This window comes from Sinanaerobacter chloroacetimidivorans (genome assembly GCF_018128545.1).
GTDB classification, from domain to species: Bacteria; Bacillota; Clostridia; order Peptostreptococcales; family Anaerovoracaceae; genus Sinanaerobacter; species Sinanaerobacter chloroacetimidivorans.
On the sequence record NZ_JAGSND010000001.1, the window covers coordinates 175,890 to 199,307 of the forward strand.

The following is a 23,418-nucleotide window of genomic DNA, read 5'->3' on the forward strand; positions in this document are numbered from 1 at the left end:
TACCCAAAACACAGAAAGGAGTCCTGCCATGCCAAAAATCATATTCACCTCGCGGTATATGCGGGATGCTCCTCCCGCCCAGCTTGAAAACTATGTGCGCTACATCGGAACCCGCGAGGGTGTAGAAAAAATAGATGAGAGTAAGCGGCTACTTCCTGCAACAGAAAATCAATGCCAGCTCATTCGTCAACTGCTTCGTGATATTCCGGCATCCATAGAGATGCTGGAGTACACGGATTTTTTATTGAAGCCAACTATCGGCAACGCCTCCGAGTTTATCTCTTGCACACTGGAGCAGAATCTTGATATCGTCAGCAAGCGGGAAAACTATGTGGACTACATTGCCAATCGTCCTCGCGTGGAGCGTGTAGGTGAACATGGCCTGTTCACCGATGCGGGCAAGTCAGTGGTACTGGCACAGGTGCAGCAGGAAGCGATGAACCACAAAGGCGCAGTCTGGACTCATGTGATATCACTGCGCCGGGAGGATGCAGCAAGACTTGGCTACGACAGCGCTAAACAATGGATGTCGCTGCTGCGCTCAAAACGAGCCATGCTGTGCAGGCACATGAAGATCGACAGCGAGAACCTGCGCTGGTATGCTGCCTTTCATAACGAGGGACATCATCCCCATGTGCATCTGATGGTTTACTCTGTAAAGGACAATGATGGTTTTCTCACCGAGAAGTCTATTGAAGCCATGCGTTCGGAGTTGGCACATGATATTTTTCGTCAGGACTTTGCGCACATCTATGAGGAACAAAATCAAGTTCGCACAGAACTGAAAAACGGAGCTGCTGATGTGTTGCGAGAGCTGATGGACGAACTCCACTTCAGCACACTGGTCAACCCGGAGATTGAACAGCAGATGGAGCAGCTTTCCATCCGGCTGCAAAATACCAGCGGCAAAAAAGTGTATGGGTATCTCAAACGGGATGTGAAGAATCTGATTGACCAGATCGTGGACGGTCTGGCCAATGATACGCGTGTAGCTGCGTTATATCAGGCATGGGGTAAGTGGAACAACGAGGTGCTGCTGACCTATCAGAAAAATGCACCGCCCCTGCCGCCTTTATCTCTGCAGCCACAATTTAAGAGTATCAAAAACATGGTGATCGCCGAGGCAATGAAGCTTGGCGGTCACCATTTTACATTTGAAGATGAAGATGCGCTGGAATCGGAGGGAGCAGTCAATCCAGCGGAATTGATGGAAATATCTGTGTCGGAGGATAGGGAGATGCTGGAACCAGATGGGACACTGCCTGAAAGCTACCGCCGTTCTTCAGGCAACGACGAGCACAGCACGATGTGGAGTGACCGATACAAGGAAGCCCGGAAAATCCTGTTTGGTGATAAGGATACGGAACCGAACTTTGAGAAAGCGTTTGCGCTATTTTTGGAGGAAGCGGAATCCGACAACCCTATGGCCATGCATGACCTTGGACGAATGTTGGCAGACGGCCTTGGCAGGGAGATTGATAATGCCGCTGCACAGGACTGGTACGCCAAAGCACTGGTAGCGTTTCAGATTTTAGAGCAGACGGCCAAAGAAAAACAGCGTCCTTATCTCCAATACCGTATCGGTAAAATGTTCGCTGCTGGACTTGGCACAGAACAGGACTATGAATCGGCAGCCCGATGGTTTTCCGAGGCGGTCGCTGCCAACCACAGGTACGCGCAATACTCGTTGGCTGGATTATATTATCACGGTCAGGGTGTGGAGCAAAGCTATGAGCAGGCGTTTTACCTCTATGGCTGTTCCGCAGAGCAAGGAAACCCATACGCAAGCTATGAGTTGGCGAAAATGTGCCGGGATGGGATTGGCACAAAAAAGAATATAGAGCAATCCGGGATGCATTTCCAAGATGCATTTACCGGCTTTTTTTATTTAGAGCAGAACAGCCATGACGATAAGCTGCAATACCGCCTTGGCCAGATGCTCCACACCGGGATCGGTACAGATAAAGATGATGCTATGGCTGAAGACTATTGGGAACGCGCTGCCAAACTGGGCAATGTGAATGCGCTGTTTGCTCTCGGAAAGTTGTGGTTGGAAAGTGAAACCGATCTAGAGCAGGCGGTCGCTTGGATAACTAAGGCCGCTGATGCCGGAAACGCTAATGCACAGTATGCGCTGGCAAAACTCTACCGGGACGGTGAGTATGTGCAGCGCAATATGAATAAGGCTGTGAATCTGTTCACTCTATCAGCAGAACAGAAGAATGAGTTTGCAGCGTATCAGCTCGGCAGGATCTATCTGTCAGGAGAGGATATTCCCAGAAATGTGGAGACTGCCATCAAGTGGCTATCCCTTTCTGCGGATGCTGGAAACCAGTTCGCACAATATGCTCTTGCCAAACTGTATCTTACTGGTGAAGATGCGCCGCAGGACATTAGCAAAGCGGTGGAGCTGTTCGCAAAGGCCGCCGATCAGAAGAATCAGTATGCACAGTATCAGATCGGTAAGTTGTATCTGACAGGAGAGCATCTGCCCAAGGATGTGGATGTAGCTATTCATTGGCTGGAGGAAGCGGCAACGCAGGAGAACCAATATGCACAATATGCTCTCGGCAAGCTATACCTTTGTGGCCATGATGCCCCTCGTGATAAGGACAAAGCGATTCTGTTTTTAGAGGCATCCGCCGCACAGGGAAATATCTACGCACAGTTCCTGCTTGATCACATGGACTCCTTCCGCAATCCTTCGACTTTCCTTGCAGCAACAAAACTGCTGCACCGATTGGAAAATTTGTTCCGGGAGGACTATCGCAAAGCTACGGGCGGCTCGGCATTTCACATCGATCGGAAGCGTCGCCGTAAACTGGCAGAGAAAAAACAGGCACAGGGTCACAAACGAGATGACCATGAGACTATACAACAACAAACTTATTGACAGGAGGTGTTTCTTACATGGGATATGTTTATTTTACTGATGAACAGAAGCAACGGGCAAACGCTGTGGATTTAGAGGACTTTCTCATCCGGCAGGGAGAGAAATTAATCCGATCCGGCAGAGAAAAGCGTCTGGTCAGTGATCACAGCATTACGGTGCGCGGAAACGAGTGGTATGATCACGCCGCTGAGAAAGGCGGATGTGCCATTGATTTTGTGCAAATGTTCTACGGCAGGAGCTTTCCTGATGCGATGACCATGCTCTTGAATGGCGAGCAGGGGCAGGCATACCGCCCCAGTGAACAACGACAGCGGGAGCAACCGAAACCGTTTGTGCTGCCAGAGGCCAACAGCGATATGCGCCGGGTGTTCGCCTATCTAATCAAGACGCGCTGTCTTGACTCGAATGTGGTGTCTGTCTTCGCTCATGCCAAGCTAATCTATGAGGATGTCAAGTATCATAATGTTGTGTTCATTGGCTGTGATTCAAAAGGTGTTGCCCGTCATGCCCACAAGCGCGGAACCTATACGCAGGGCGATCCGTTTAAAGGCAACGTGGATGGCTGTGATCCTCGGTACAGCTTTCATTACACCGGAAAGGGCAATATCGTCTATGTGTTTGAGGCTCCTATTGATATGCTGTCCTTTATTTCGATGGACCAGAATGATTGGCAACAGAACAGCTATGTGTCGCTGTGTGGGTTGGCAGAGCATGCGCTGCTTCAACTGTTGGCGGAGAATTCGCAGGTGCAGAAGATTGGACTGTGTCTTGACAATGATAAAGCCGGTCTGAAAGCACGGGAGCGGCTCATCGGTATTCTTGCAGAAAAGGGATATGGCGAGGTATTCTCACTTTTGCCGCAGCAGAAGGATTGGAATGAAGATTTAAAAGCGATGAAGCAGGAAGCACAGATGCCTGAACAGGAGCATAGCAAGCAAGCGCTATATGTGATGATATAAAACCAAGTTTCACTCGACCTATGTGACAGATTGCTGTATACTAACAGCAGAACAAAAATCGGAATTTGAGGGGATGATGCATAATGACCGACAATATTAATATTAGATTTGCAAAACCTGAGGATGTGGCGGCTTTGGTTGATATATACAGACCGTATGTTTTGGATACGGCGATTACTTTTGAATACGAAGTTCCATCAACAGAAGAGTTTTGGAGACGCATGAATGCCATTCAAAGAAAATATCCGTACATCGTGGCGGAATGCTGCGGCGAAATTGTCGGGTATGCGTATGTCGGAAGTTTTGTTGGACGCGCAGCATACGATTGGTCGGTTGAAACGACGATCTATTTGAAGCAGGACAAACGCAAACAAGGTGTTGGGCGAAAGCTTTACGAAGCGATGGAGTGTATTCTGAAGGAAATGCACATCATCAATTTGAATGCCTGTATCGGCTACCCTGAGACGGATGATGAGTATCTGACAAAAAACAGTGTAGAGTTTCATAGACATATCGGCTATTCTCTGGTCGGAGAATTTCATAAATGCGGATATAAATTTGGTCGGTGGTATAATATGGTGTGGATGGAAAAAATGATTGGAAGCCATCCTGAAAAACCAGTCGCAATTATCAATGTCAATGATATTCGCGGTCTTTTGCAAGACAAGTATCATATAGAATAACACGGCAACTTCCAGTTTGTCGAATTGAATAGAAATCAGAAGTTAACTGAAGCAGTCGAGTAAATCGGCTGCTTTTTTCTATGCCTGAGGGGAGAAAAAATGCAGACACAACAAATCGTTTTACTCATCTGCGTTGGCCTTGGGATGTTTGCCGTGATTGGCGGGCTGTCCCTGCTGGCGCATTATTATACTCTGAGCGGCATCAAGGCTAAGACCGTGGGTGATGGTCAGCATGGTACAGCCAGGTTTGCTACCGAGAAAGAAATCAAGGACACCTACGCGCGGGTACTCTACGAGCCGGAGAGGTGGCGTCACGGTGATGCTCTGCCGAAAGAGCAAGGATTGGTGGTTGGCTATAAGAAGCACGGCTCGGTCATTACCGCATTGGTGGATAGTGGCGATATCCACTGTCTGATGATTGGTGCGGCAGGCGTCGGCAAAACTGCTAACTTTTTATATCCAAACCTCGAATATGCCTGTGCCTCCGGCATGAGCTGGCTCTGCACGGATACCAAGGGCGATCTGTTCCGCAATTACGCAGGAATTGCCAAAGACTGCTACGGTTACAACATTTCTGTGCTTGATTTGCGAAACCCCACCCGCTCGGATGGTGACAACATCCTGACGCTGGTGAATAAATACATGGACGAGTATCAGGCGCACCCAGAGAATTTGGCGGCAAAGGCCAAGGCCGAGAAATATGCCAAGATTACCGCTAAAACTATCATCTGCTCAGACGGGGCGGAGGCAAGCAGTTATGGACAAAATGCGTTTTTCTACGATGCGGCTGAAGGATTGCTGGCGTCTGTGATACTACTGATTGCGGAGTTCTGTCCACCTGAAAAGCGCCATATTATTTCGGTGTTCAAGCTGATCCAAGATCTGCTTGCTCCTTCGCCGGTGAAAAATCGCAGCCTCTTCCAACTCCTTATGGACAAGCTACCGCCTACCCACAAGGCTAAGTGGTTTGCAGGTGCAGCGCTCAACAGTGCCGATCAGGCGATGGCCTCCGTGCTGTCCACGGCGATGTCCCGGCTGAATGCGTTTCTGGACTCCGAGATGGAACAGATTCTGTGCTTTGACAGTACACTGGATACGGAAACCTTCTGCACTAGCAAGTCAGCCATTTTTATTGTGTTGCCGGAGGAAGATAACACGAAATATTTTATGGTGTCGCTGTTCCTACAGCAACTCTACCGAGAGATGCTTACCATTGCTGACGAGCAAGGCGGCAAGTTGCCGAATCGTGTCATGGTGTTTGCCGATGAAATTGGAACCATCCCGAAGATAGAGTCGATGGAAATGATGTTCAGCGCCGGACGCTCTCGCCGAATTTCCATGGTACCCATCATCCAGAGCTTTGCGCAGCTCCAAAAAAACTACGGCAAAGAAGGTTCCAGCATTATTATAGACAACTGCCAAGACATTTTGTTCGGCGGCTTTGCCCCTAACTCCGAGAGTGCCGATATCCTCTCTAAAGCACTAGGCAACCGCACGGTGCTGTCCGGCTCCATCAGCCGTGGCAAAAATGATCCCAGCCAAAGCCTGCAGATGATAAGCCGTCCGCTGATGTCCCCGGATGAGCTGAAAACACTGCGCAAGGGACACTTTATCCTTGCAAAGACCGGAACCTGCCCCATGCAAACGCAGCTCCCGCTGTTCCTCAAATGGGGCATTCGATTTGGTGATGCGTACGAGGTGGCCGAGCAGGCCACAAGGCCGGTGGTATACGCTGACCGCTTTGAGCTGGAGCAGGAAATTCTGCGTCGCAGAGATGACTGCGACGAGTATGAAGAACTTGAGGATCCACGGCTGCCGCTTGTCAGTTCCACCTCTGCCGGTCAGCTCCACACACCAGCACCGGAAAAGCAAGAGCATCGAAGCACATTACAGCGTCCGCCGCTGCGAACCGATTAGGGGGTGATTTGTATTGGGATATTTCTCTGAAATTTATGCCGCGGATTTGCCGCACCGAGCAAAGGTGGTGTATATGTACTTGAAAGACCGCAGCAATCAGCAGGGGCAATGTTATCCGGCCATCGGTACCATTGCTCGCGAGCTAAACCTCTCCCGCAGGACAGTAGAGCGGGCCATCGCCGATTTGACGCAGGCGGGACTGCTGATAAAGAAGCAGCGTTGGCGCGACAACGGCGGCAAGAGCAGCCTGCTCTACACACTGAAGGAAGTGTAGCTGCAAAACCACAAAACTCCGCCAAGGGGCAAGTCTGCCAGCTTGGTGGAGTATGGGATGCGTCATGGTGGCGTATGAAGGTTAAGAAAACACTTGAAGAAATACTTAACAACAGAGAAAAGTGAAAGAGCCTTCCTAAGAAGGTGGCTCTCGTTAATGAATCGAGTATGGCTTAAATAACAGTTTTTACGACTTTTTCATCTCTGATGTTAGCACCCTTAGCTTTTGATGCTTCATCCTCCAGATACAAAATACCATTGGGTATAAAGCTCAGATCTAGGCAACTCTGTTGATAAACACCTAACGTAATATCTTCTGCATAATTAAATAGGTGTATATTATTTTTTACTTCAATACGAAAGAGCAAGACTCGATGGGTGATCGAGTCTTGCTCTGCAAATTGAACAATTTACCTAGTGAGTGCAATTGCTTCAATCTCACAGAGAACACCCTTCGGGAGAGTATTAACTGCGACGCAACTTCTAGCAGGGTTGGATGTAAAATACTTTGCATAAACTTTATTGAAAGATGCGAAGTCTTCCATATCTGCAAGAAAGCATGTTGTCTTAAAAACCTTATTGAAATTGCTATCTGATGCTTCAAGGATAGCGCCTACGTTTTTACAACTTTGATCCGCCTGAGCTTCAATGCCTTCTGGTACACTTCCACTCTCTGGATTTACAGGGATCTGTCCTGATGTATAAACAACTCCATTTACGCTGAATCCCTGAGAATATGGCCCAATGGCTCCCGGTGCCTTTTCCGTATTGATTAATTTCATGATAGGTAATTTCCTTCGTAATAGTTTAATTATTTGTATCTTTTGGTACCTTTACATTTGCAAGGCACTGACGTATTTCATTTATTTCTTTCTCTTTGCTTCGTATTCATCCGCGATTTCTTCCCAAAGTTCGGCATTCTTGATTCCATACCTACTCGGACGGAAAACAGGATCTATGCCCTGTGCCTTTTGTTCATAGTAGTCCTTGAAGATGATAAGGGTAGTTGGGACAAAATATAAAAGAGTAAGTAAAGTTACCCATGCATTCAACCCCATACCTATGTCACTCAGTCCCCAAACAGCACTGATATTTAGAAGCCCACCAATAACACAAGGAACCATGTAAATCAGTTTCAGCAACAACTGTAAAGATTTCTTTTCCGCAAAGCCCTTATATATATTTGCAGCATTTGTCTCTGCAATATTGTATTGTCCAATAGCGGTGGTAAATGCAAATAAGAATAATGCTGTAGCCATAAAATATTTTCCGAATCCCGGAATGACAGTGTCTGCGGCTGCCTGCGCATACGTAATTCCAGCTTCAATTCCAGGAAGGCCTTCATAGATCATAGCTCCTGCTGTACCCTCTACATTGTAAGTACCTGGTAAAAGAATCATAAATGCTGACGCACTGCAGATCAAAATGGTGACAACATAAACAGAAAGTGCCTGAACAAGTCCCTGCTTTGCCGGATGAGAAACATCAGCCGTTGCACTGTGAGGAGTACTAGTGCCCTGGCCGGCCTCACTAGAATAAACACCTCTTTTAACACCCATGTTGATGGCCGTTCCGACAATACCTCCGAAAACGGCATTTGTGCCAAATGCGCTGGTAACGATTGTCGCAAGAACACCAGGTAGTTTCGTGATGTTCGCAATAACAATAACGATTGCTATCAAAAGATATAAAACCGACATTATAGGTACAATCTTCTCAGAAATAAATCCAATCTGACGAATTCCGCCGTACAAAACAGCAAAAACCAAAATGGCGACTATTACAGCAGAAATCGGCCTCGGAATATCAAATCCGCTATGAAGTGCATCTGTGCAGGCACCCGGTTGTAATGCACCAAGTACTCCGGTGCTGAGATAACCAAGAAACGCAAATGCAACACTTAGTGCCGCACCAAAGGCCCCGCCAATTCCATACCGGATAAAGAAAGCCGTACCTCCTCGATAAATTCCATCAATTCTTCTTTTATAAAGCTGTGCAATACTATGCTCTGCAAAAGAAGTTGCTGCACCAAGGATTCCCAGAATCCACATCCAAAAAACTGCTCCAGGTCCACCGGTTGCTATGGCGGAAATAACACCAAGGATATTGCCGGTACCAACTCTTGTTCCGACGCTTAAGCAGAAGCTCTGAAACGAAGAAAGTCCCTCTTTTGTTTCCTGTTTGTTTTCACCGCCCAGTAGACCAATCATTTCTTTAATCTTTGTAATCTGAAATCCCTTGAGAACAACGGTATAAACCAAACCAACTAAAAGACATAACACAATCAGTGGGGTGCTCCAAATTATTCCGGTAAGCCGTCCAGTTACGTTAACCAATGCATCCATGCTTTTTCCTCCAATCTTTTATCATTTTTTATTTGCATTCTTGATTGCGTTACAAATTCTCTTCATTCCTTCTTTGACGGTAGCTCGCGGCATTGCCATGTTTAGTCTGACATAACCTTCGCCATTCCCAATAAATTGAGCACTTCCACCCTCTAGAAGAACACCTGCTTCGTTCGCAAAGAACGTTGAAAAGTCCGTGTTTGCTGGCAGGCACTTGGAGAGGTCTACCCAAGCAAGATAGGTTGCTTCTGGAATTTTAAATACGGCCTCTGGAAGGTTCTCATTGAGATAGGTCTTTACCATTTCAAAATTGCCATCCAAATAGGTTTTCAACTGTCCCAGCCACTCATCACCTTCATTAAATGCGGCAATATGAGCCACAATAGAGAACGGGTTTAGGCATCCAACATTCTTGTCCCTTTCCATAAATGTTTTCTGCAGATTCTCATCACGAATGATAATGTCAGACAGCATAAGACCCGCAATGTTGAAGGTCTTGCTCGGAGCCATGCAGGTCACAAGTTTTTGATAATCTGACATAACCTTTGCCATCGGTGTATGGTGAAGCCCCTGCCTAACTAAGTCACAATGAATTTCATCCGAAACGATCCAGAGATTATATTTTCTTGTAATCTGTGCAATTTTTTCAAGCTCCTCTTTTGTCCAAATCCGACCTGAAGGGTTGTGCGGATTACAAAGAATAATAAGCTTTATCATTGGATCTGAGGCGCACTTTTCAAAATCATTAAAGTCAATTGTAAAATACCCGTTATTACTAATCAGAGCACTCTGAACGAGTTCAACATGGTTATAATCTGCCGCATGCTGGAACTGACCGTACCCTGGTGTCAAAGTCAGTACTTTTTCGCCTTGCTTCACAAGAATTTCAATAAGTTGGAAAACTGCAGGAACGACCCCTGTTGAGAAAGTTAGTTCCTTTACTGGAACATTCCAGTCGTAATGCCGCTTACACCAAGCAGAAAAGGCCTCATAATATCCGGCCTCATATACCTGCGTATATCCATAGATTCTTTTGTCAACCCAATCCTTCAATGCATTTCTAATTGGATCGGCAACAGTGAACTCCATGTCTGCCACCCACATACGTACGAACTCGTCGTCCGCGAACTTGAATCTTGTGTTCGGACCGGTATGAAAAATATAGCTGCGGAATCCATCTGTATTCATTGCATTGGTACTTTTTCTGTCGATAATTTCGTCAAAATCATAATTCATTTGATCTTCCTCCTCTTAAAACGTAACCTAACCGCTTTCAACAAATTTGCGCCTAATTACATAATAAATTTTGGAAGATTAATAGTCAAAAAGATCATCGTATCATCAAAGGAAACAAATTCAATAATTGTTTCATCTGAGTAGACATTGACAAGACAATTAGGTATAATAATTGATACGAATAAAAATTGGGCAATGGAATGAACGCAAAAGATATTTTGAGGAAACACTTTACACAATAAGGGGGGGTTGAATGTGAAAGATAAAATTACTATTGAAATTGGCAGTAAAATAAGATCCTTTCGAAAGCTCCGGGGATATACAGTTCAGCAGCTTTCGGACTTAATTAATAAGAGTAAGGCAACACTATCAAAGTACGAAAGTGGTCAGATTGACATTGATATCATCACAATGTATGATATTGCGGCCGCATTGAAAATTCAAGTAGAGCAGCTTCTGCCGTTACCGACATATAAGAAGTATGTTCCAAACGATAAGATACCAGCTTTTTTTAGGGATCTTTCTCAATTTTACATTTATATGTTTGATGGCCGAAGCAGAAGTTTAAATCGTTGTGTGGTCGATGTTCTATCACAAATGACGCCAGATACATTTAAAATCGTTATGTATTTAAACAGTAGAGATCATGAACATTATCAAAACTGTGAGTTCAGCTATTTCGGAACCATGAAACATTATGATTCCTTAACGCACCTGATTCTGCAGAATCAGGATTCTCCGATTGAACAGGTAATTGTCACTGTCATGGCTTCGTTTGTAAATGTAGATATAAAATGGGGGCTATTCTTTGGACTTTCCTTCCGTCCATTGATGCCGTGTGCGGAGAAGGCGCTTTTATCGCGATCACCACTGAAAGAAGATGAAAAACTTTTGAAACAGCTGATGGTTTCAAAAGAAGATATTCGTCTTTTGAAACTTTATAATATGATGACAGTCACTTAAAGAATCCAAAACAGATGTATAATGAGTGGTGTAGAAAACTTAGAATTAATATGAGTTGGTAAACATTGCACAAAGGAACCCATTACTTATTTATGATTGTTGAGGACAAGCCCTTTCAAACAACTCAGGATAAAGTATATAAGGATAATCTACGGTTACCGCCCCAAATTATCAGTTTACATATGTAAAAGTGGCATAAAAATTTAATTATAAATGAACAGATATTTCATAATTAAATACGCCGCCAAGGGGCAGCTATGCCCACTTGGTGGCGTATGGGATGCGTCATGGTGGCATATGAAGGCTAAGGGAACACTTAAAGAAATTTTGAACAACAGAGAAAAATAAAGAACCCCCTTAAATTGAAAGGTGGTTCAGTTACTGGTTTTCTAGCATTTCCATGACAGTGGCCAGTAAAACTTTTCTGTCTCTGCCATTTAGTAATTTGATAATGCGTAGCAACTGTACGGTTTCGTCAGTGTTGGATTTCAACTCAGGATAAACAATTTCATCCGCTGAGATATTAAGTGACCGAATTAATCGCATAAATGTATTTAGGCTGACGCACTTCCCTTCATTTTCAACCGCTTGGAGATAACGAGCGGTTTTTCCAATTCGTCCGCCAAGCTCTTCTTGCGTTAGGCGTGCATCAAGCCGTGCTTTCTTCAAAATAGGCCCCATATGTGAAAGATCAATTTTATCCACTGGTAGTTCACCTCCAATACCATTTTATAGTTCGGGTATCAGAACGTGAACGCCCCACAGTTTCGTGTTAGACACGAATAGAAATGCAGCCTATTGGATTCTCTGTATATCTGCTTTTCATACTGGTTTCTTAGTTGTCATCAAAATTGATAGTATAAATTCATTTATTGGTTTGATATAAGGAGGGAGCATTTCTATGGCAAAGTTCAACACACTTTCCACAACCCATACACTTTTCTTGATTCACGTAGCTGACCCATCTGGGCATCATATAGATTGCCTGAGCAGGGCAATGTAGGATACATGCTCCGCAACCAATACATTTAGTAGGGTCAATAAAAGCCTTCTCTATTCTGGTGTTTTCTACTGCCATATGTTTTACCTCCACAATAAAAACGGGTGCAGGGCTTATCGGCTCCGCACCCGTTTTTTGTCTCTGTTGTTACAGAACCTTCTTGTTGTCAGCACCTGGAGTAGTAACAATTACCTTGTCTGGGGTGATGACCAGAGCACCCTTTGCGGTTGCTGCGCCATTAAACATCTTTTCTACCATAGCCTTAAAGGTGTTTACAATAGCGCCTTCTTTGACATATGTGGCAGTGCCCTTAATCTGATAGCCCTCCAAATTCTTTGCATCGTATACAGAGATGGCGATTTTTCCGCCGTTGGACTGGATGTTCTTCAGTGTAGTTTCCAGAAACACATCACCTACGAGTAGCTTGCCGTCATCGGTAACATCTTTAAAAGCCACGGGAACGACATTTGGTTCATTGCCGGAGCAGGTTGCCAGATCCCACATATCTTCCTTTAGCAGCTTTACTACATTTTCATTTAGCATAAGAATAACCTCCCTAATTGTTTGTTGTTTGCTTGTTAAGCTACGCTTAGTATAAGAGAGCTATCCATTTGAAACAAGATATTAGCAAATTTGTGAGCTACTAATAATTTTCATAGCAACTATTGCTATGTTTGGGGAGTATTTTGAATTCACTTTTCAGGTTTGATTTAAAAGACGATCCCTCTTTCGTTACTTTTCGCAGAAAGAAGTTCGTCTTGCAAATGAATATAACAGAGATAGACGATTGAACAAATAACAGACATTCATCAGGCTGCGAAGCAACTATTGCGGATGCATTTGCCTGTTGCACGTATTCTAATCCATCTTCCAGAAGATAGCTAATCAGTGATTTAATTTTTCTGTTCTGGTCATATTGTAAATACTATCTGTTTCTATTCTATGGTGCCACCGTTATAATCACACTTTTGGCATTGCCGCATGGTATTCACAGAGTCCTCCTTGTGATAAGCCCCCGCCCAGTGGCAGATGCTCTGCAGAATAGGAATAACCGAAATTCCTTTTTCTGTCAGGGAATACTCTACTCTGGGGGGGATTTCGTCAAAAGATTTTCGGTTCACAATGCCGTTGCTGATAAGTGCTTTCAGGGTGGAGGCCAAAACTGCATCTGTGATATTGGCCATATCTTTACGTAATTCGCTGTAACGAAGAGTGTGCTTTTCTGCCAGAACACATACAATTCTGGAATTCCATTTACCGCCAAAAATGTCCAGACCATATTCTAGTGGACAGCGGATATCCTTTTCTATTTTTGGTTTATACATCATATTTCCTCCTGTACTTCACTTTGTGCTCTAATCATAACTCTACAACCAATTAAAATGCAAGTTACTATTAAAAACATAAGTTACAAACAAATTCGATTATATATTTCCGGCATTGGTTTTTGTGAATATAATGGAATCATCAACCGAAAATCTGTTCATGGAGGTAAAACATTTATGGCAGGTAAGGATATCATTATGAATACGACCTAAAGTTATGAGGTTGAAATAATGATATCAGCAATAATCACGATATGGTATCGCAGTAGAAAAATATACATATTTCAACAGAACTGATCGCACGCTTCCGCGGTCGTGGTTCCGAATGCATATATAACGGCAAAAAACCCGTCAAAAAAAACGACAATAATGACGGGTTGATGGAATGCGCCAAAACACCAACCCGTCAAGCTCGTTTTTGAGATTGGAGGGTTATTTTTATGCGATGGACTATAACCATGCCGCTGCTTGTGCGTAGCAGCGACATTCGATCAAACTGATTCCATCAGGACGAAATGGTGATTGCTTAAAAAAAGATGTGCGGTTATAGGTTCCCTTTGCGCTGCGCAGCACGAATACACAGATCGTGTAAAACATGAACATTTAGAAGGCATCTATGCGGGTTATTACACCTGCACCGATGTCTTTTTTTGCGTTTTTTCAAAAAAGAGGTGCCGAGGCCCTCCACTTGTCCTTCGTTTTCGACTCAAACGAAAATAAAGGAGGACAAGCCTATGGCAAAGCCATATCGAATCCCGGATTTCAGAAAGCTATATCCGGGGGTCAGCGAGGAAGTCATCGCTGTGCTGAAAACCACAGAAAGAAAAATGCAGTATCAGGAGTACGACCTCAAGGTGGAGCAGACCGTGGTGGATCAAGAAGAACAGACGGTCACCATCATTCCAAGCCGGGAGGACTCATATGAACGGCTGCTGGATCAGAATATTCAGTTTACAGAGATTGTTGACAGCGTAGAGGAAGTGGCAATTCGCAACATTCGGTCCCAGCAGCTACATAAAGCATTATCTCTTCTTTCGGAAGATGAGCGCATTCTCATTGAACAACTCTATTTTGAGGAACGCACGGAGCGAGAAATTGCTGATGAACGAGGTATTTATCACAATGCCGTCCATAAACAGAAAAACCGCATTCTGGAAAAGCTCAGAAAGAATTTAAAAAACTTTTGAATTTGGGGTGTGCAAAATGCTCTGTCAACGTGGAAGTAAGTGAGGGGATAAATAAATCTCCTCGTTGTTCCTTGAAAAACACTGCTTCCACGGCAGTCATATCCAGCAGCACAGATACGTTAGCTGTTCAGCCTGAGAGGGAAAAGCGTCATGGAAGAACGCGCCAAGACCACCTGCGGACAAGCCTTTGTCCGTCAGAACGATAGAATCAAAGGTGCAGAGCGAGAATCGTTCGTTTCAAAAGCGGTTCGTGGTGAACCGTCATGCAAAGCCCTGAACAGCCTATAATGATACTTCCGCCCAGTCACAGTCTCAAACAATGAGGGCGGCTCGGAGAGAACCTCGGAGGGGTGAAAATCCCATGACGGCTTTAACCAGAGCCGGTCTGTGCTTGCTGCCCATAGAGAGCAATCCGGCTCTCTGCTCCGGGAAGTAGTGTCGAATGGGAGCAAGCGAAAACGAAGAACAAGTTATGACTTTCATGTCAGAAACTACGGTGACAGGACGAGTGGAGTGCCATCCGGTCTGTCACCGTCCTTGTGATATGAAGGTATCAAAGGAAGGAGGAACGCACTGTGAATATAAGAAAAGGTGATATTTTCTATGCTGATTTGACGCCGATTGTCGGTTCCGAGCAGGGCGGCATTCGTCCAGTGCTGATTATCCAGAATAATATCGGCAATCGCTACAGCCCTACGGTGATTGCAGCGGCCATTACTAGTCAGACAAGCAAGCATCCGCTGCCCACTCATGTATCGCTGGACGGAATCTGCGGCTTGCGTCGGGACTCCACCATTTTGTTGGAGCAGATACGTACCATTGACCGCTCCCGACTCCGGGAGTACATAGGGCGGTTGGAGCTGGAAAAATTGCAGGCTGTGGATCAGGCGATGGCGGTCAGTCTTGGCTTAGAGAACCCAGTGATGCTTACACAGCAAATGTGCATGGATATGTGAAGGAGGACAATGATATGAATAAGAAAAATAGAGCGTGGGTCTACTGTCGCATCGATGCGCCGGAGGACACGCATGGAGCTTTAAAAGGCCAACGTCAGCAGCTAATAGATTATGCAGATCAGATGGGTTTTGCTGTGGTCGGTTCCTCAGAGGATCTGGCTAATGGACTGTCCTTTGACCGGCCCGGCCTGAAGCGTTTTGCGGAGGCTGCAGAGTCTGGAAATGTAGATGTGCTACTTGTCCACAATGTGTCCCGCATTGGCAGTGATACCTGCCAGACGATGGACTATCTGGAACGTATTGCACAGGTAGGGGTGACAGCTTATTCCCCGCTAGAGGGAAAACTGTCTTTTTCCTTTCAAAAAATGGTGCAGGATATGATTTCTTATTCTGCAATGGATCAGCAGTGATAGGAGGATGGCCATGGAACAGAAAAAAGAAACCAAGGAGCTACACTATAAAATGGCAGTCAAGCTGCTTGATCTGATGCTGAAAAACGGATTTTTACTGCCAGAGGAATATAAAAGAATTGATGCTCTGAACCGTGAAACATTTTCTCCAGAGCTGCAAGAAGTATATGCGTAAAAACACTAGCTATGTTCCAAAAGGTGTGGTATTGTGTGGTGCTAACAGGAGAAACGATTCAGGGAAAGGAGAAAACATATGGCAAAAAAACAAGTCAAAATTATTACTAAAATCGAACCTGTCAGCACTGCAAAAAAGCTGGAAGTACCACAAGCCAAACGAGTGTGTGCCTACTGCCGGGTCAGCACAGGGTCAACCGAGCAGAACAGCTCCTTTGAGTCACAAGTGGAGTATTATACTCGCCTGATTGATAACAAGGACGGCTGGATATGCGTGGGTATTTATGCGGATCAGGCAAGGAGCGGCACCAAGACCTCAGGGCGAGATGATTTCAAGCAGATGCTACATGACTGCAGGCTGGGTAAAATTGACCTGATTATTACGAAGTCTGTCACCCGCTTTGCTAGAAATACCGTGGACAGCATCAAGGCTATCCGAAAACTGAAAAGCTGGGGTGTAGAGGTTTACTTCGAAAAAGAGAGGGTCAGCTCCCTGTCAGAAAAAAGCGAACAGCTTCTGACCATTTTAAGCTCTATTGCGCAGGGCGAGTCGGAGAATATTTCCACCAACAGTCGATGGGCCAATACTTACCGCTTTCAGAATGGTACGTTTACCATTGGTTCCCCAGCTTACGGCTATGTGAACAATGAAAATGGCGAGCTGGTCATCCAAAAGGAAGAAGCCGCTATTGTGCGCAGAATCTTTGATGAGTATTTGGGGGGGAAAGGCTCCTATGCCATCGCCAAGAAGCTGCGAAAAGAGGGACTTCCAACCATTCGCGACTCTAAGGGATGGCAGGACAGTGTGATTAAGGGAATTTTACAGAACCCAGTCTACGAGGGTGACCTGCTCTATCAGAAAACCTATACCACAGAGGGCGTTCCCTTTATCAAAAAACACAATCACGGAGAACTGCCGCAGTACCTGATCACCGATAACCACGAGTCAATCATCAGCAGAGAGGAAGCAGAGGCGGTGCGCCAGCTTTATGAATACCGAAGGAAGAAGCAGTGCGTCGATGACCTCTCAGTATATCAAAGTCGGTATGCATTTAGCAGTCGGATTGTCTGCGGGGAATGCGGTTCTACATTCCGCAGGCAGAAAATCTATATTGGCAAGCCCTATGAGAAAATCCAATGGTGCTGCCATCAGCACATCGAGGATATTTCAAAATGCGGACAAAAGTCTATCCGGGAAGATATCATCAAGCAAGCGTTTGTCACGATGTGGAACCGTCTGTCCAGCAATTACCAAGAAATCCTGATTCCCCTGCTGACTGCGTTAAAGGCAGTGCCGGATGCCCCAGAGCAAGAGCGTGAATTTCAGGAGTTGGAAAACAAAATACAGGAACTTAAGAAGCAGAGCTATATGTTGCAAAAAGTCCTTTCGGACGGTGACATTGGCTCTGCTGTTTTTATAGGGGAGCGCAATCGGATCGATACTGCATTGGATGCGGCGTACCGCAGGCTGCAGCTCTTAAAGGAGCAGAAGTTGTACGAGCAGGAAATTGGACAAACTGAATACCTCATCGCAGTGCGCAAAAATCGTCCCTCTATCATAGAAGAATTTGACGAAGAGTGCTTCGGTATGATTATCGACAAGGTGGTGGCTTACCCGGATAGGCGGCTGGTGTTCCGACTGAAAAATGGGTTGGAGCTATCAGAATGCTATGGGAAGGAGATGTGAGGAAATGCAACGACATACACCACTCGGCTATCGGATTGTCGATGGAAAGGCCGAAATTGCACCGGAGCCCGCACAGATTGTAAGGGCAGTTTTTGAGGAATATCTGACCGGAACCTCTACATATCGAATCGCCAAAGGCCTAACAGAAAAAGGCGTCCTAAACGCCAGCCGCAAGCCTTCATGGAATCACGGCTCGGTAGGAAAAATACTGGAAAATACAAAGTATATAGGAGATGGCTTCTATCCCCTGTTGATTGACAAAGCAATATTTGAACAGGTTCAGCGTATACGCCAGAAAAAGGTGGAGAGCCTTGGGAGAACAGCCAAACTCAACAGTTTTGCAAACGCTTCGCTGTTTAGCAATAAACTTTACTGTGGTGCCTGTGGACAATCGTACCGCCGCTATGTAGAGCACTGTGGGCAGGCTGGCGAAACTGTGAAATGGAAATGCAAGCATTATATTTGGAGAAATCGGGTGTGCTGCCGAAACATTTTTCTCACCAATGAGCAGATTGAGAATGCCTTTCTCCGAATCATCAACAAAGGAATTGCTACTCCTATAATATTGGAACGGCAATCACGGGTAAAGTCTCTGGCATCCTGCCCGGCCAGTGAACGGCTGACTGGTCAGATACAGCAAGCCCTTGAAACCGGGCAGTATACGGCCAGCCAATTAAAAGAGATGGTATTTGAACGGGCCATAGAGCAATATCAGGTGGCGGTAATTGATGATTGGAGCTATCAAACTGATAAACTCAAAGCAGCATTGTCTGGCAAAGAAGCGCAGACCACGTTTGATGGGGAACTTTTTACAGCGACCATTAAGAAGGCAATCATCTATGAAGATGGCAGGATGCAGTTTTACCTGCATAACGATCTGATGTTAGAAACCCATATTACAGAAAAAGCAAAGGAGGCGGATACATAATGCAAGCAGCAACCGCAACGAAAAAGAATATCTCGGTCATTCCCGCCAAACAGGCGTATGATCGCACTATACGACCACAGATGAAAACCTTGCGGGTAGCGGCCTACTGCCGCGTCAGCACCCTGCAGGAACAGCAGGAAACCAGCTACGAAGCACAGGTGGCTTATTACACAGAGAAAATCAAGAGCAATCCCAACTGGAAGTTGGCGGGCATCTTTGCGGACGATGGTAAAAGTGCAACCTCAACTGCGAAGCGCTCCGACTTTCAGGCAATGATCGACGCCTGCATGGCCGGGAAAATCGACATGGTCATCACTAAATCCATCAGCCGGTTCGCCCGAAATACGGTAGATTCGCTGATTAATATTCGCAAGCTCAAGGAGAAGAACATCGCAGTGTTTTTTGAGAAGGAGGGCATCAATACGCTGGAGGGCAGCGGTGAGCTGCTGATCACAATTCTCAGCAGTCAGGCACAGGAGGAAAGCCGAAATATCAGCGAAAACTGCCACTGGGGTATCGTTCGGAAATTTGAAAGCGGTATGGTGATCGTCAATCACAGCAAGTTTTTAGGATACACAAAAGATAAAGACGGAAATTTGGTGATCGTCCCTGAAGAAGCAGAACTGGTGCGCAGAATCTTCTGCCTTTTTTTAGAGGGAAACAGCAGCTATAAAATTAAGCGGATACTGGAAGCTGATGGGGTCAAAACCGTTACTGGCCATACCGTATGGAGTGCCACGGTCATCGACAAAATGCTGGCCAATGAAAAATATATGGGTGACGCCCTGATGCAGAAAACCTACACCGTGGACTTTCTGACCAAGAAAAAGGTTATGAACCGGGGTATCGTTCCCCAGTATTATATCGAGGACAATCACGAGGCAATCATCCCCAAGGAGCTGTTCCACCGGGTTCAAGAAGAAAAAGCAAGACGCTCTGCCATCTACCGTCCTGCCGCCAAGAAAAAGGCTGAGCCGGTCAAAGGAAAATATAGCTCCAAGTACGTTCTGTCCGATATCATGGTCTGTGCAGAATGCGGTCAGCCTTATCGCAGGCAGGTGTGGTCAAAGTATGGGCAGAAGAAAGCCGTGTGGCGCTGTGACAGCCGCTTAAAACACGGTTCCAAGCGGTGCAAGCATTCCCCTACCTTGAAGGAGGATACCATACACCAAGCCATAATGGCGGCCATCAACAGCGTAGTGGAGGATCAGGGCGAATTTGTACAGGCATTTCGGGAGAATGTCATCCGGATCATTGGCAGCTACGCCCCCAAGGGGGAGCCGACCGAATACGATGAGCAGATTGAGCAGCTGCAGCAAAAAATGATGCAGCTCATCGAGGACAGTGCCAAGTCCGAGTGTACGGACGAGATGTTTGACAAGGAATACCGCGTGATCGCCCATGAGATTAAGGAATTAAAAAAGAAAAAAGCCAAGGCCATCAGGGAACGCCAGCTTGCAGAGTCCTATGACCAGCGGTTGCAGGATATGGAGGGCTATATGAAGAAAACCGGTTATCTAAAGCGGGAATTTGACGATGATCTTGTCCGCAGGCTGCTCCAGACGGTCAGAGTCATCAATGAAAGTAAAGTAGAAATCCAATTCAAGTCCGGCATTGTTATGAGCCAGCGGATTGACTTTGAGGACTAAATAGGCGGCGGGAGTTAGTGATGAGTGAAAGCTCCTGCCGCGTACATAAACACTGCTAAGAACAAAATTCTCAGATATAGGAGCTGAGAGTTTTGTTGTTGGCAGCTTCCTCTGAAAATAATTCTCTTTTATAGTTGTAGAGAAAGTGGTAGAATTGTAATATTAGATGATAATAAATGGTTTATCATCTCGTAATTTGAGAAAGTTACCGATATGAGGGTGCTAAAACTCAATGGATGTAACTATACAAGGGAGGGTAAAACATTGATTATTTATAAATCATTCCACAACATTGATGTTAGCAATGGAGCCTTAACGCGTAAAGAGATACCACCTGATTTTACTTCGTTCGTAAATGAGTATATTCGTTTTGCCACTCGTAACGATAGTATTAAAATGTATACGGTTCACGATGACAATACAACGGTGGTTAACTGTATCGGTGGAATTGTTTCGATAGCGGCTGATTTAACTTCTTTGTCTGATGAACAAAAGGGTGAGTTGGATTCATATTCGCATAGTATCGCAGATAAATTGTTAAGAGAAGAACAACAAGCACAAGAGCGTATTGCGGCTACCGGAAAACAAATAAAGAAAGGTAGTTTAATTCAGGCATTTGTCAAAACTGATACTGATGAATACATATATATTATAGCTAAAGTTGAACACTCTGAATGGTATGATGGAGAAAGCCTGCAAAAAAACTTTGGCTTTCCGAGTGAAAAAAAGAATGTATGGAAGTCTGCTGTATTCCCTCTTCTTATAGACGAAGAGACTTCATTTGACACGGTGCGCATTTACACAGACAATGACGCGAAATATTGGGCAACTCAATTTCTTGAACTGAACGAGGAGCGTAGTGATCAAACTAACACTAGCACAGCATTTAATGCAATGGAAATGGAATTGAAAAGAAAAGTTAAAAAACAATCAGAACGTGATTACTACAATTTGAGAAATACGCTGATTCATACAATGAAAACTCCGCAACAAATAAACTATTCAGAATTTGTAAATGCTTTGGTCGGTGGTTACCAACCAGACAAAGCGGATTTAGACTTAACAAAACTTCAAGCTGCACTACTGGAATTACCTGAAAAAAAGAATTTTGATCGTCAGTTTAATACAATTCCAGATGCAATTAAAAAGCGGAGACGTTTAAAGTTTCCTGTGACTACAGGCATTGAATTAAGTATCGCAGAAGATGTCGAAAACTATCGAGATGCCATAACTGCTAAAACACACACGAATGGTTCAAGATATATTGAAATTGCCTGTGAGGAGAATAGTACATACGAACTATTTTGCGAATGTAACGTGAATGTAATGAGTAATTAGATTATTTCAGAAAGGGGTGGTGGAAATGTTTGATTTTCTAGAATGTTCTAGGCAATTATTTGGAAATGCAAAATCTTACTATGAAGCCGCCGCTGAAGTGAACGCACAATTTTCATCGACAATTGCCATGTTAGCAGACCAGTCTGAGCTCTCTTCTTACCTCGGAAGTTTTAAAAACCGAGATACAGTTAAAATCACAATGAAGGCGTGTGTTGATTTCATCTATCCTATGACTGATGGTGGCGACTGGCGAGTAGCATATACAAATTTTCTTGCACAAAGCGAGCCAGACGATGATGTGGAAATCAACGTTCATATTACTAAAAACTATGATGATTGTAACACATTATCTATATATTGCTTTGAGAGATTCATGGACTACTATAGTGGATTGTCATTAGTCGATCTTTTAACGTTTTTCTCATCTGTATTTTCTCACCATTCGTATATACGTTTTGAAACTTTAGATGCAGTAGTTGGATTATATACACATAGCATCGGATTTTGTCAAGAGGGCGAGCATTGGCCAGATGCGGAAGTAGTGCGCGAGGAACAGCTTAAAAAGTGTGAAAATGCAAGTTTATTTTTAAATCGTATAGATTTTCCGCTTATGCCGTATGATTTCGAATTTCTTGGAAATACGTCTGAAAAAAATCCATTGCTTATTTCTCTTTTTAATAAAATCAGGACTTTGCTTGCGTACCTTTATTTAGCAAATAGTTCATATATAATTGGCGAAAAAATGGTTCTTCAATTTTCTCCCTCTCAACAAGGATTTGCCTATAACATAAATCTAATTGCGGAGAATACAAATGCTTGCCAACTCTTTAATTGGGCATTTGGCGGAGAAAATGCTGTTGAAAGAACAGGTATTACCAGAAACGTAATCTGCCTGAACTGCAAGACCGCTGATCAAATTCTTGGCATTAACGAGGAAATATGGAATTCTGTTAAATCAAATTATATTCTGTATCAGAAAAAAACAACAGAACAGTATATTGAAATGAAAAAACAGATTTCAGCGTTTATTGTTGACTCATCAAAACAGTTGCAAGAATTAATTTATAATCTAATTGAAGGTCTGAAGAACAATTTTATTGCTGTTATTATGTTCCTAATTACAATCATCCTTACAGATTCTATTGATTGGGAAGACTTTTTAGCAACTCATAGTCTCAATCAAGATTTAATATTTGTAACTCGAATTTTTATTGCAGCCTCATCAGCATATTTGCTGGTTACTTATATTGCCATGATTATTAAATGGCTTTTTTTCAAAAAAGGATATCACCAGTTAAAAGATAGCTATAAAGAGATCTTTGATGATAAAGATTTGGAAAATGCGTTTGAACATGATAAAGTTATCAACACAGCAAAAAAGAATATAATAATAGCCGCCATACTAATAGGTGTGGTTTGGGTTGGTTTTATAGTCTCCGTATACTTTTTTACCAATTGCCCTATGCAAATAGAAACAGTGATTCAACCCTAGTAA

23 protein-coding genes are annotated in these 23,418 nt (G+C 44.4%); 16 read left to right on the forward strand and 7 right to left on the reverse strand.

The window, feature by feature from the left end; translation table 11 throughout:
- The first annotated feature begins 28 nt into the window (after nt 1–28).
- The 5 genes from mobP3 to KCX82_RS00970 all read left to right on the forward strand — a co-directional run bounded on the left by mobP3 (nt 29) and on the right by KCX82_RS00970 (nt 6,726).
- Complete coding sequence (mobP3, locus tag KCX82_RS00950; RefSeq protein WP_227016559.1) at nt 29–2,893, forward strand: MobP3 family relaxase; 2,865 nt, start codon at nt 29–31, stop codon at nt 2,891–2,893.
- Nucleotides 2,894–2,910: 17 nt separating this feature from the next.
- A complete protein-coding gene (locus KCX82_RS00955; protein WP_227016560.1) occupies nt 2,911–3,852 on the forward strand; it encodes a DUF3991 and toprim domain-containing protein in 942 nt (313 codons plus the stop codon).
- Between the two features lie 83 nt (nt 3,853–3,935).
- Nucleotides 3,936–4,535: a GNAT family N-acetyltransferase gene (locus tag KCX82_RS00960; protein WP_227016561.1), complete on the forward strand. Its 600-nt coding sequence runs from the start codon at nt 3,936–3,938 to the stop codon at nt 4,533–4,535.
- Between the two features lie 99 nt (nt 4,536–4,634).
- Complete coding sequence (locus KCX82_RS00965) at nt 4,635–6,452, forward strand: type IV secretory system conjugative DNA transfer family protein (RefSeq protein ID WP_227016562.1); 1,818 nt, start codon at nt 4,635–4,637, stop codon at nt 6,450–6,452.
- A gap of 46 nt (nt 6,453–6,498) precedes the next feature.
- On the forward strand, nt 6,499–6,726 hold the full coding sequence (locus KCX82_RS00970) for a helix-turn-helix domain-containing protein (protein ID WP_465250614.1): 228 nt from the start codon (nt 6,499–6,501) through the stop codon (nt 6,724–6,726).
- A gap of 409 nt (nt 6,727–7,135) precedes the next feature.
- Here the strand turns inward: KCX82_RS00970 and KCX82_RS00975 are convergent, their stop codons facing one another.
- The 3 genes from KCX82_RS00975 to KCX82_RS00985 all read right to left on the reverse strand — a co-directional run bounded on the left by KCX82_RS00975 (nt 7,136) and on the right by KCX82_RS00985 (nt 10,306).
- Nucleotides 7,136–7,507, reverse strand: coding sequence for a RidA family protein (locus KCX82_RS00975; protein WP_227016564.1), 372 nt, complete (start codon nt 7,505–7,507; stop codon nt 7,136–7,138).
- 81 nt (nt 7,508–7,588) lie between these two features.
- Nucleotides 7,589–9,070, reverse strand: a complete 1,482-nt coding sequence (locus tag KCX82_RS00980) for an alanine/glycine:cation symporter family protein (RefSeq protein ID WP_227016565.1) — start codon at nt 9,068–9,070, stop codon at nt 7,589–7,591.
- 21 nt (nt 9,071–9,091) lie between these two features.
- The gene (locus KCX82_RS00985; protein ID WP_227016566.1) at nt 9,092–10,306 is read right to left on the reverse strand and encodes a MalY/PatB family protein; all 1,215 of its coding nucleotides are present in this window, start codon (nt 10,304–10,306) and stop codon (nt 9,092–9,094) included.
- 255 nt (nt 10,307–10,561) lie between these two features.
- Here KCX82_RS00985 and KCX82_RS00990 point away from each other — a divergent pair, with 255 nt between their 5' ends.
- Nucleotides 10,562–11,269 carry a helix-turn-helix domain-containing protein gene (locus KCX82_RS00990; protein ID WP_227016567.1) on the forward strand — a complete coding sequence of 236 codons (708 nt, stop codon included), beginning with the start codon at nt 10,562–10,564 and terminating at the stop codon, nt 11,267–11,269.
- A 378-nt stretch (nt 11,270–11,647) separates the two neighbouring features.
- On the opposite strand, the gene KCX82_RS00995 is transcribed toward KCX82_RS00990, so the two are convergent.
- From KCX82_RS00995 to KCX82_RS01010, 4 genes are all read right to left on the reverse strand, one after another.
- A complete protein-coding gene (locus tag KCX82_RS00995) occupies nt 11,648–11,974 on the reverse strand; it encodes a helix-turn-helix domain-containing protein (RefSeq protein WP_227016568.1) in 327 nt (108 codons plus the stop codon).
- A 160-nt stretch (nt 11,975–12,134) separates the two neighbouring features.
- Entirely contained in the window at nt 12,135–12,347 is a 213-nt protein-coding gene (locus tag KCX82_RS01000; RefSeq protein WP_227016569.1) for an ATP-binding protein, read from the reverse strand.
- A gap of 69 nt (nt 12,348–12,416) precedes the next feature.
- Entirely contained in the window at nt 12,417–12,812 is a 396-nt protein-coding gene (locus tag KCX82_RS01005) for a pyridoxamine 5'-phosphate oxidase family protein (RefSeq protein ID WP_227016570.1), read from the reverse strand.
- 392 nt (nt 12,813–13,204) lie between these two features.
- Complete coding sequence (locus tag KCX82_RS01010; RefSeq protein ID WP_227016571.1) at nt 13,205–13,594, reverse strand: winged helix-turn-helix transcriptional regulator; 390 nt, start codon at nt 13,592–13,594, stop codon at nt 13,205–13,207.
- Nucleotides 13,595–14,328: 734 nt separating this feature from the next.
- On the opposite strand from KCX82_RS01010, the gene KCX82_RS01015 reads away from it, so the two are divergent.
- The 10 genes from KCX82_RS01015 to KCX82_RS01060 all read left to right on the forward strand — a co-directional run bounded on the left by KCX82_RS01015 (nt 14,329) and on the right by KCX82_RS01060 (nt 23,415).
- Nucleotides 14,329–14,781, forward strand: a complete 453-nt coding sequence (locus KCX82_RS01015) for a sigma-70 family RNA polymerase sigma factor (protein WP_227016572.1) — start codon at nt 14,329–14,331, stop codon at nt 14,779–14,781.
- Between the two features lie 442 nt (nt 14,782–15,223).
- Nucleotides 15,224–15,376, forward strand: coding sequence for a hypothetical protein (locus KCX82_RS01020; RefSeq protein ID WP_227016573.1), 153 nt, complete (start codon nt 15,224–15,226; stop codon nt 15,374–15,376).
- Nucleotides 15,357–15,737 carry a type II toxin-antitoxin system PemK/MazF family toxin gene (locus KCX82_RS01025; protein ID WP_227016574.1) on the forward strand — a complete coding sequence of 127 codons (381 nt, stop codon included), beginning with the start codon at nt 15,357–15,359 and terminating at the stop codon, nt 15,735–15,737. The genes KCX82_RS01020 and KCX82_RS01025 overlap by 20 nt, the downstream gene beginning before the upstream one ends.
- A 14-nt stretch (nt 15,738–15,751) precedes the next feature.
- Entirely contained in the window at nt 15,752–16,147 is a 396-nt protein-coding gene (locus KCX82_RS01030; RefSeq protein WP_227016575.1) for a recombinase family protein, read from the forward strand.
- 13 nt (nt 16,148–16,160) lie between these two features.
- Nucleotides 16,161–16,322, forward strand: a complete 162-nt coding sequence (locus tag KCX82_RS01035; protein ID WP_227016576.1) for an SHOCT domain-containing protein — start codon at nt 16,161–16,163, stop codon at nt 16,320–16,322.
- Between the two features lie 78 nt (nt 16,323–16,400).
- Nucleotides 16,401–18,008: a recombinase family protein gene (locus tag KCX82_RS01040; RefSeq protein ID WP_227016577.1), complete on the forward strand. Its 1,608-nt coding sequence runs from the start codon at nt 16,401–16,403 to the stop codon at nt 18,006–18,008.
- Between the two features lie 4 nt (nt 18,009–18,012).
- Complete coding sequence (locus tag KCX82_RS01045) at nt 18,013–18,936, forward strand: recombinase family protein (protein ID WP_227016578.1); 924 nt, start codon at nt 18,013–18,015, stop codon at nt 18,934–18,936.
- On the forward strand, nt 18,936–20,585 hold the full coding sequence (locus KCX82_RS01050; RefSeq protein ID WP_227016579.1) for a recombinase family protein: 1,650 nt from the start codon (nt 18,936–18,938) through the stop codon (nt 20,583–20,585). Before KCX82_RS01045 ends, KCX82_RS01050 begins: the two co-directional genes overlap by 1 nt.
- A 264-nt stretch (nt 20,586–20,849) precedes the next feature.
- The gene (locus KCX82_RS01055; RefSeq protein WP_227016580.1) at nt 20,850–21,923 is read left to right on the forward strand and encodes a nucleoid-associated protein; all 1,074 of its coding nucleotides are present in this window, start codon (nt 20,850–20,852) and stop codon (nt 21,921–21,923) included.
- 25 nt (nt 21,924–21,948) lie between these two features.
- A complete protein-coding gene (locus tag KCX82_RS01060) occupies nt 21,949–23,415 on the forward strand; it encodes a hypothetical protein (RefSeq protein WP_227016581.1) in 1,467 nt (488 codons plus the stop codon).
- Nucleotides 23,416–23,418: the final 3 nt, after the last annotated feature.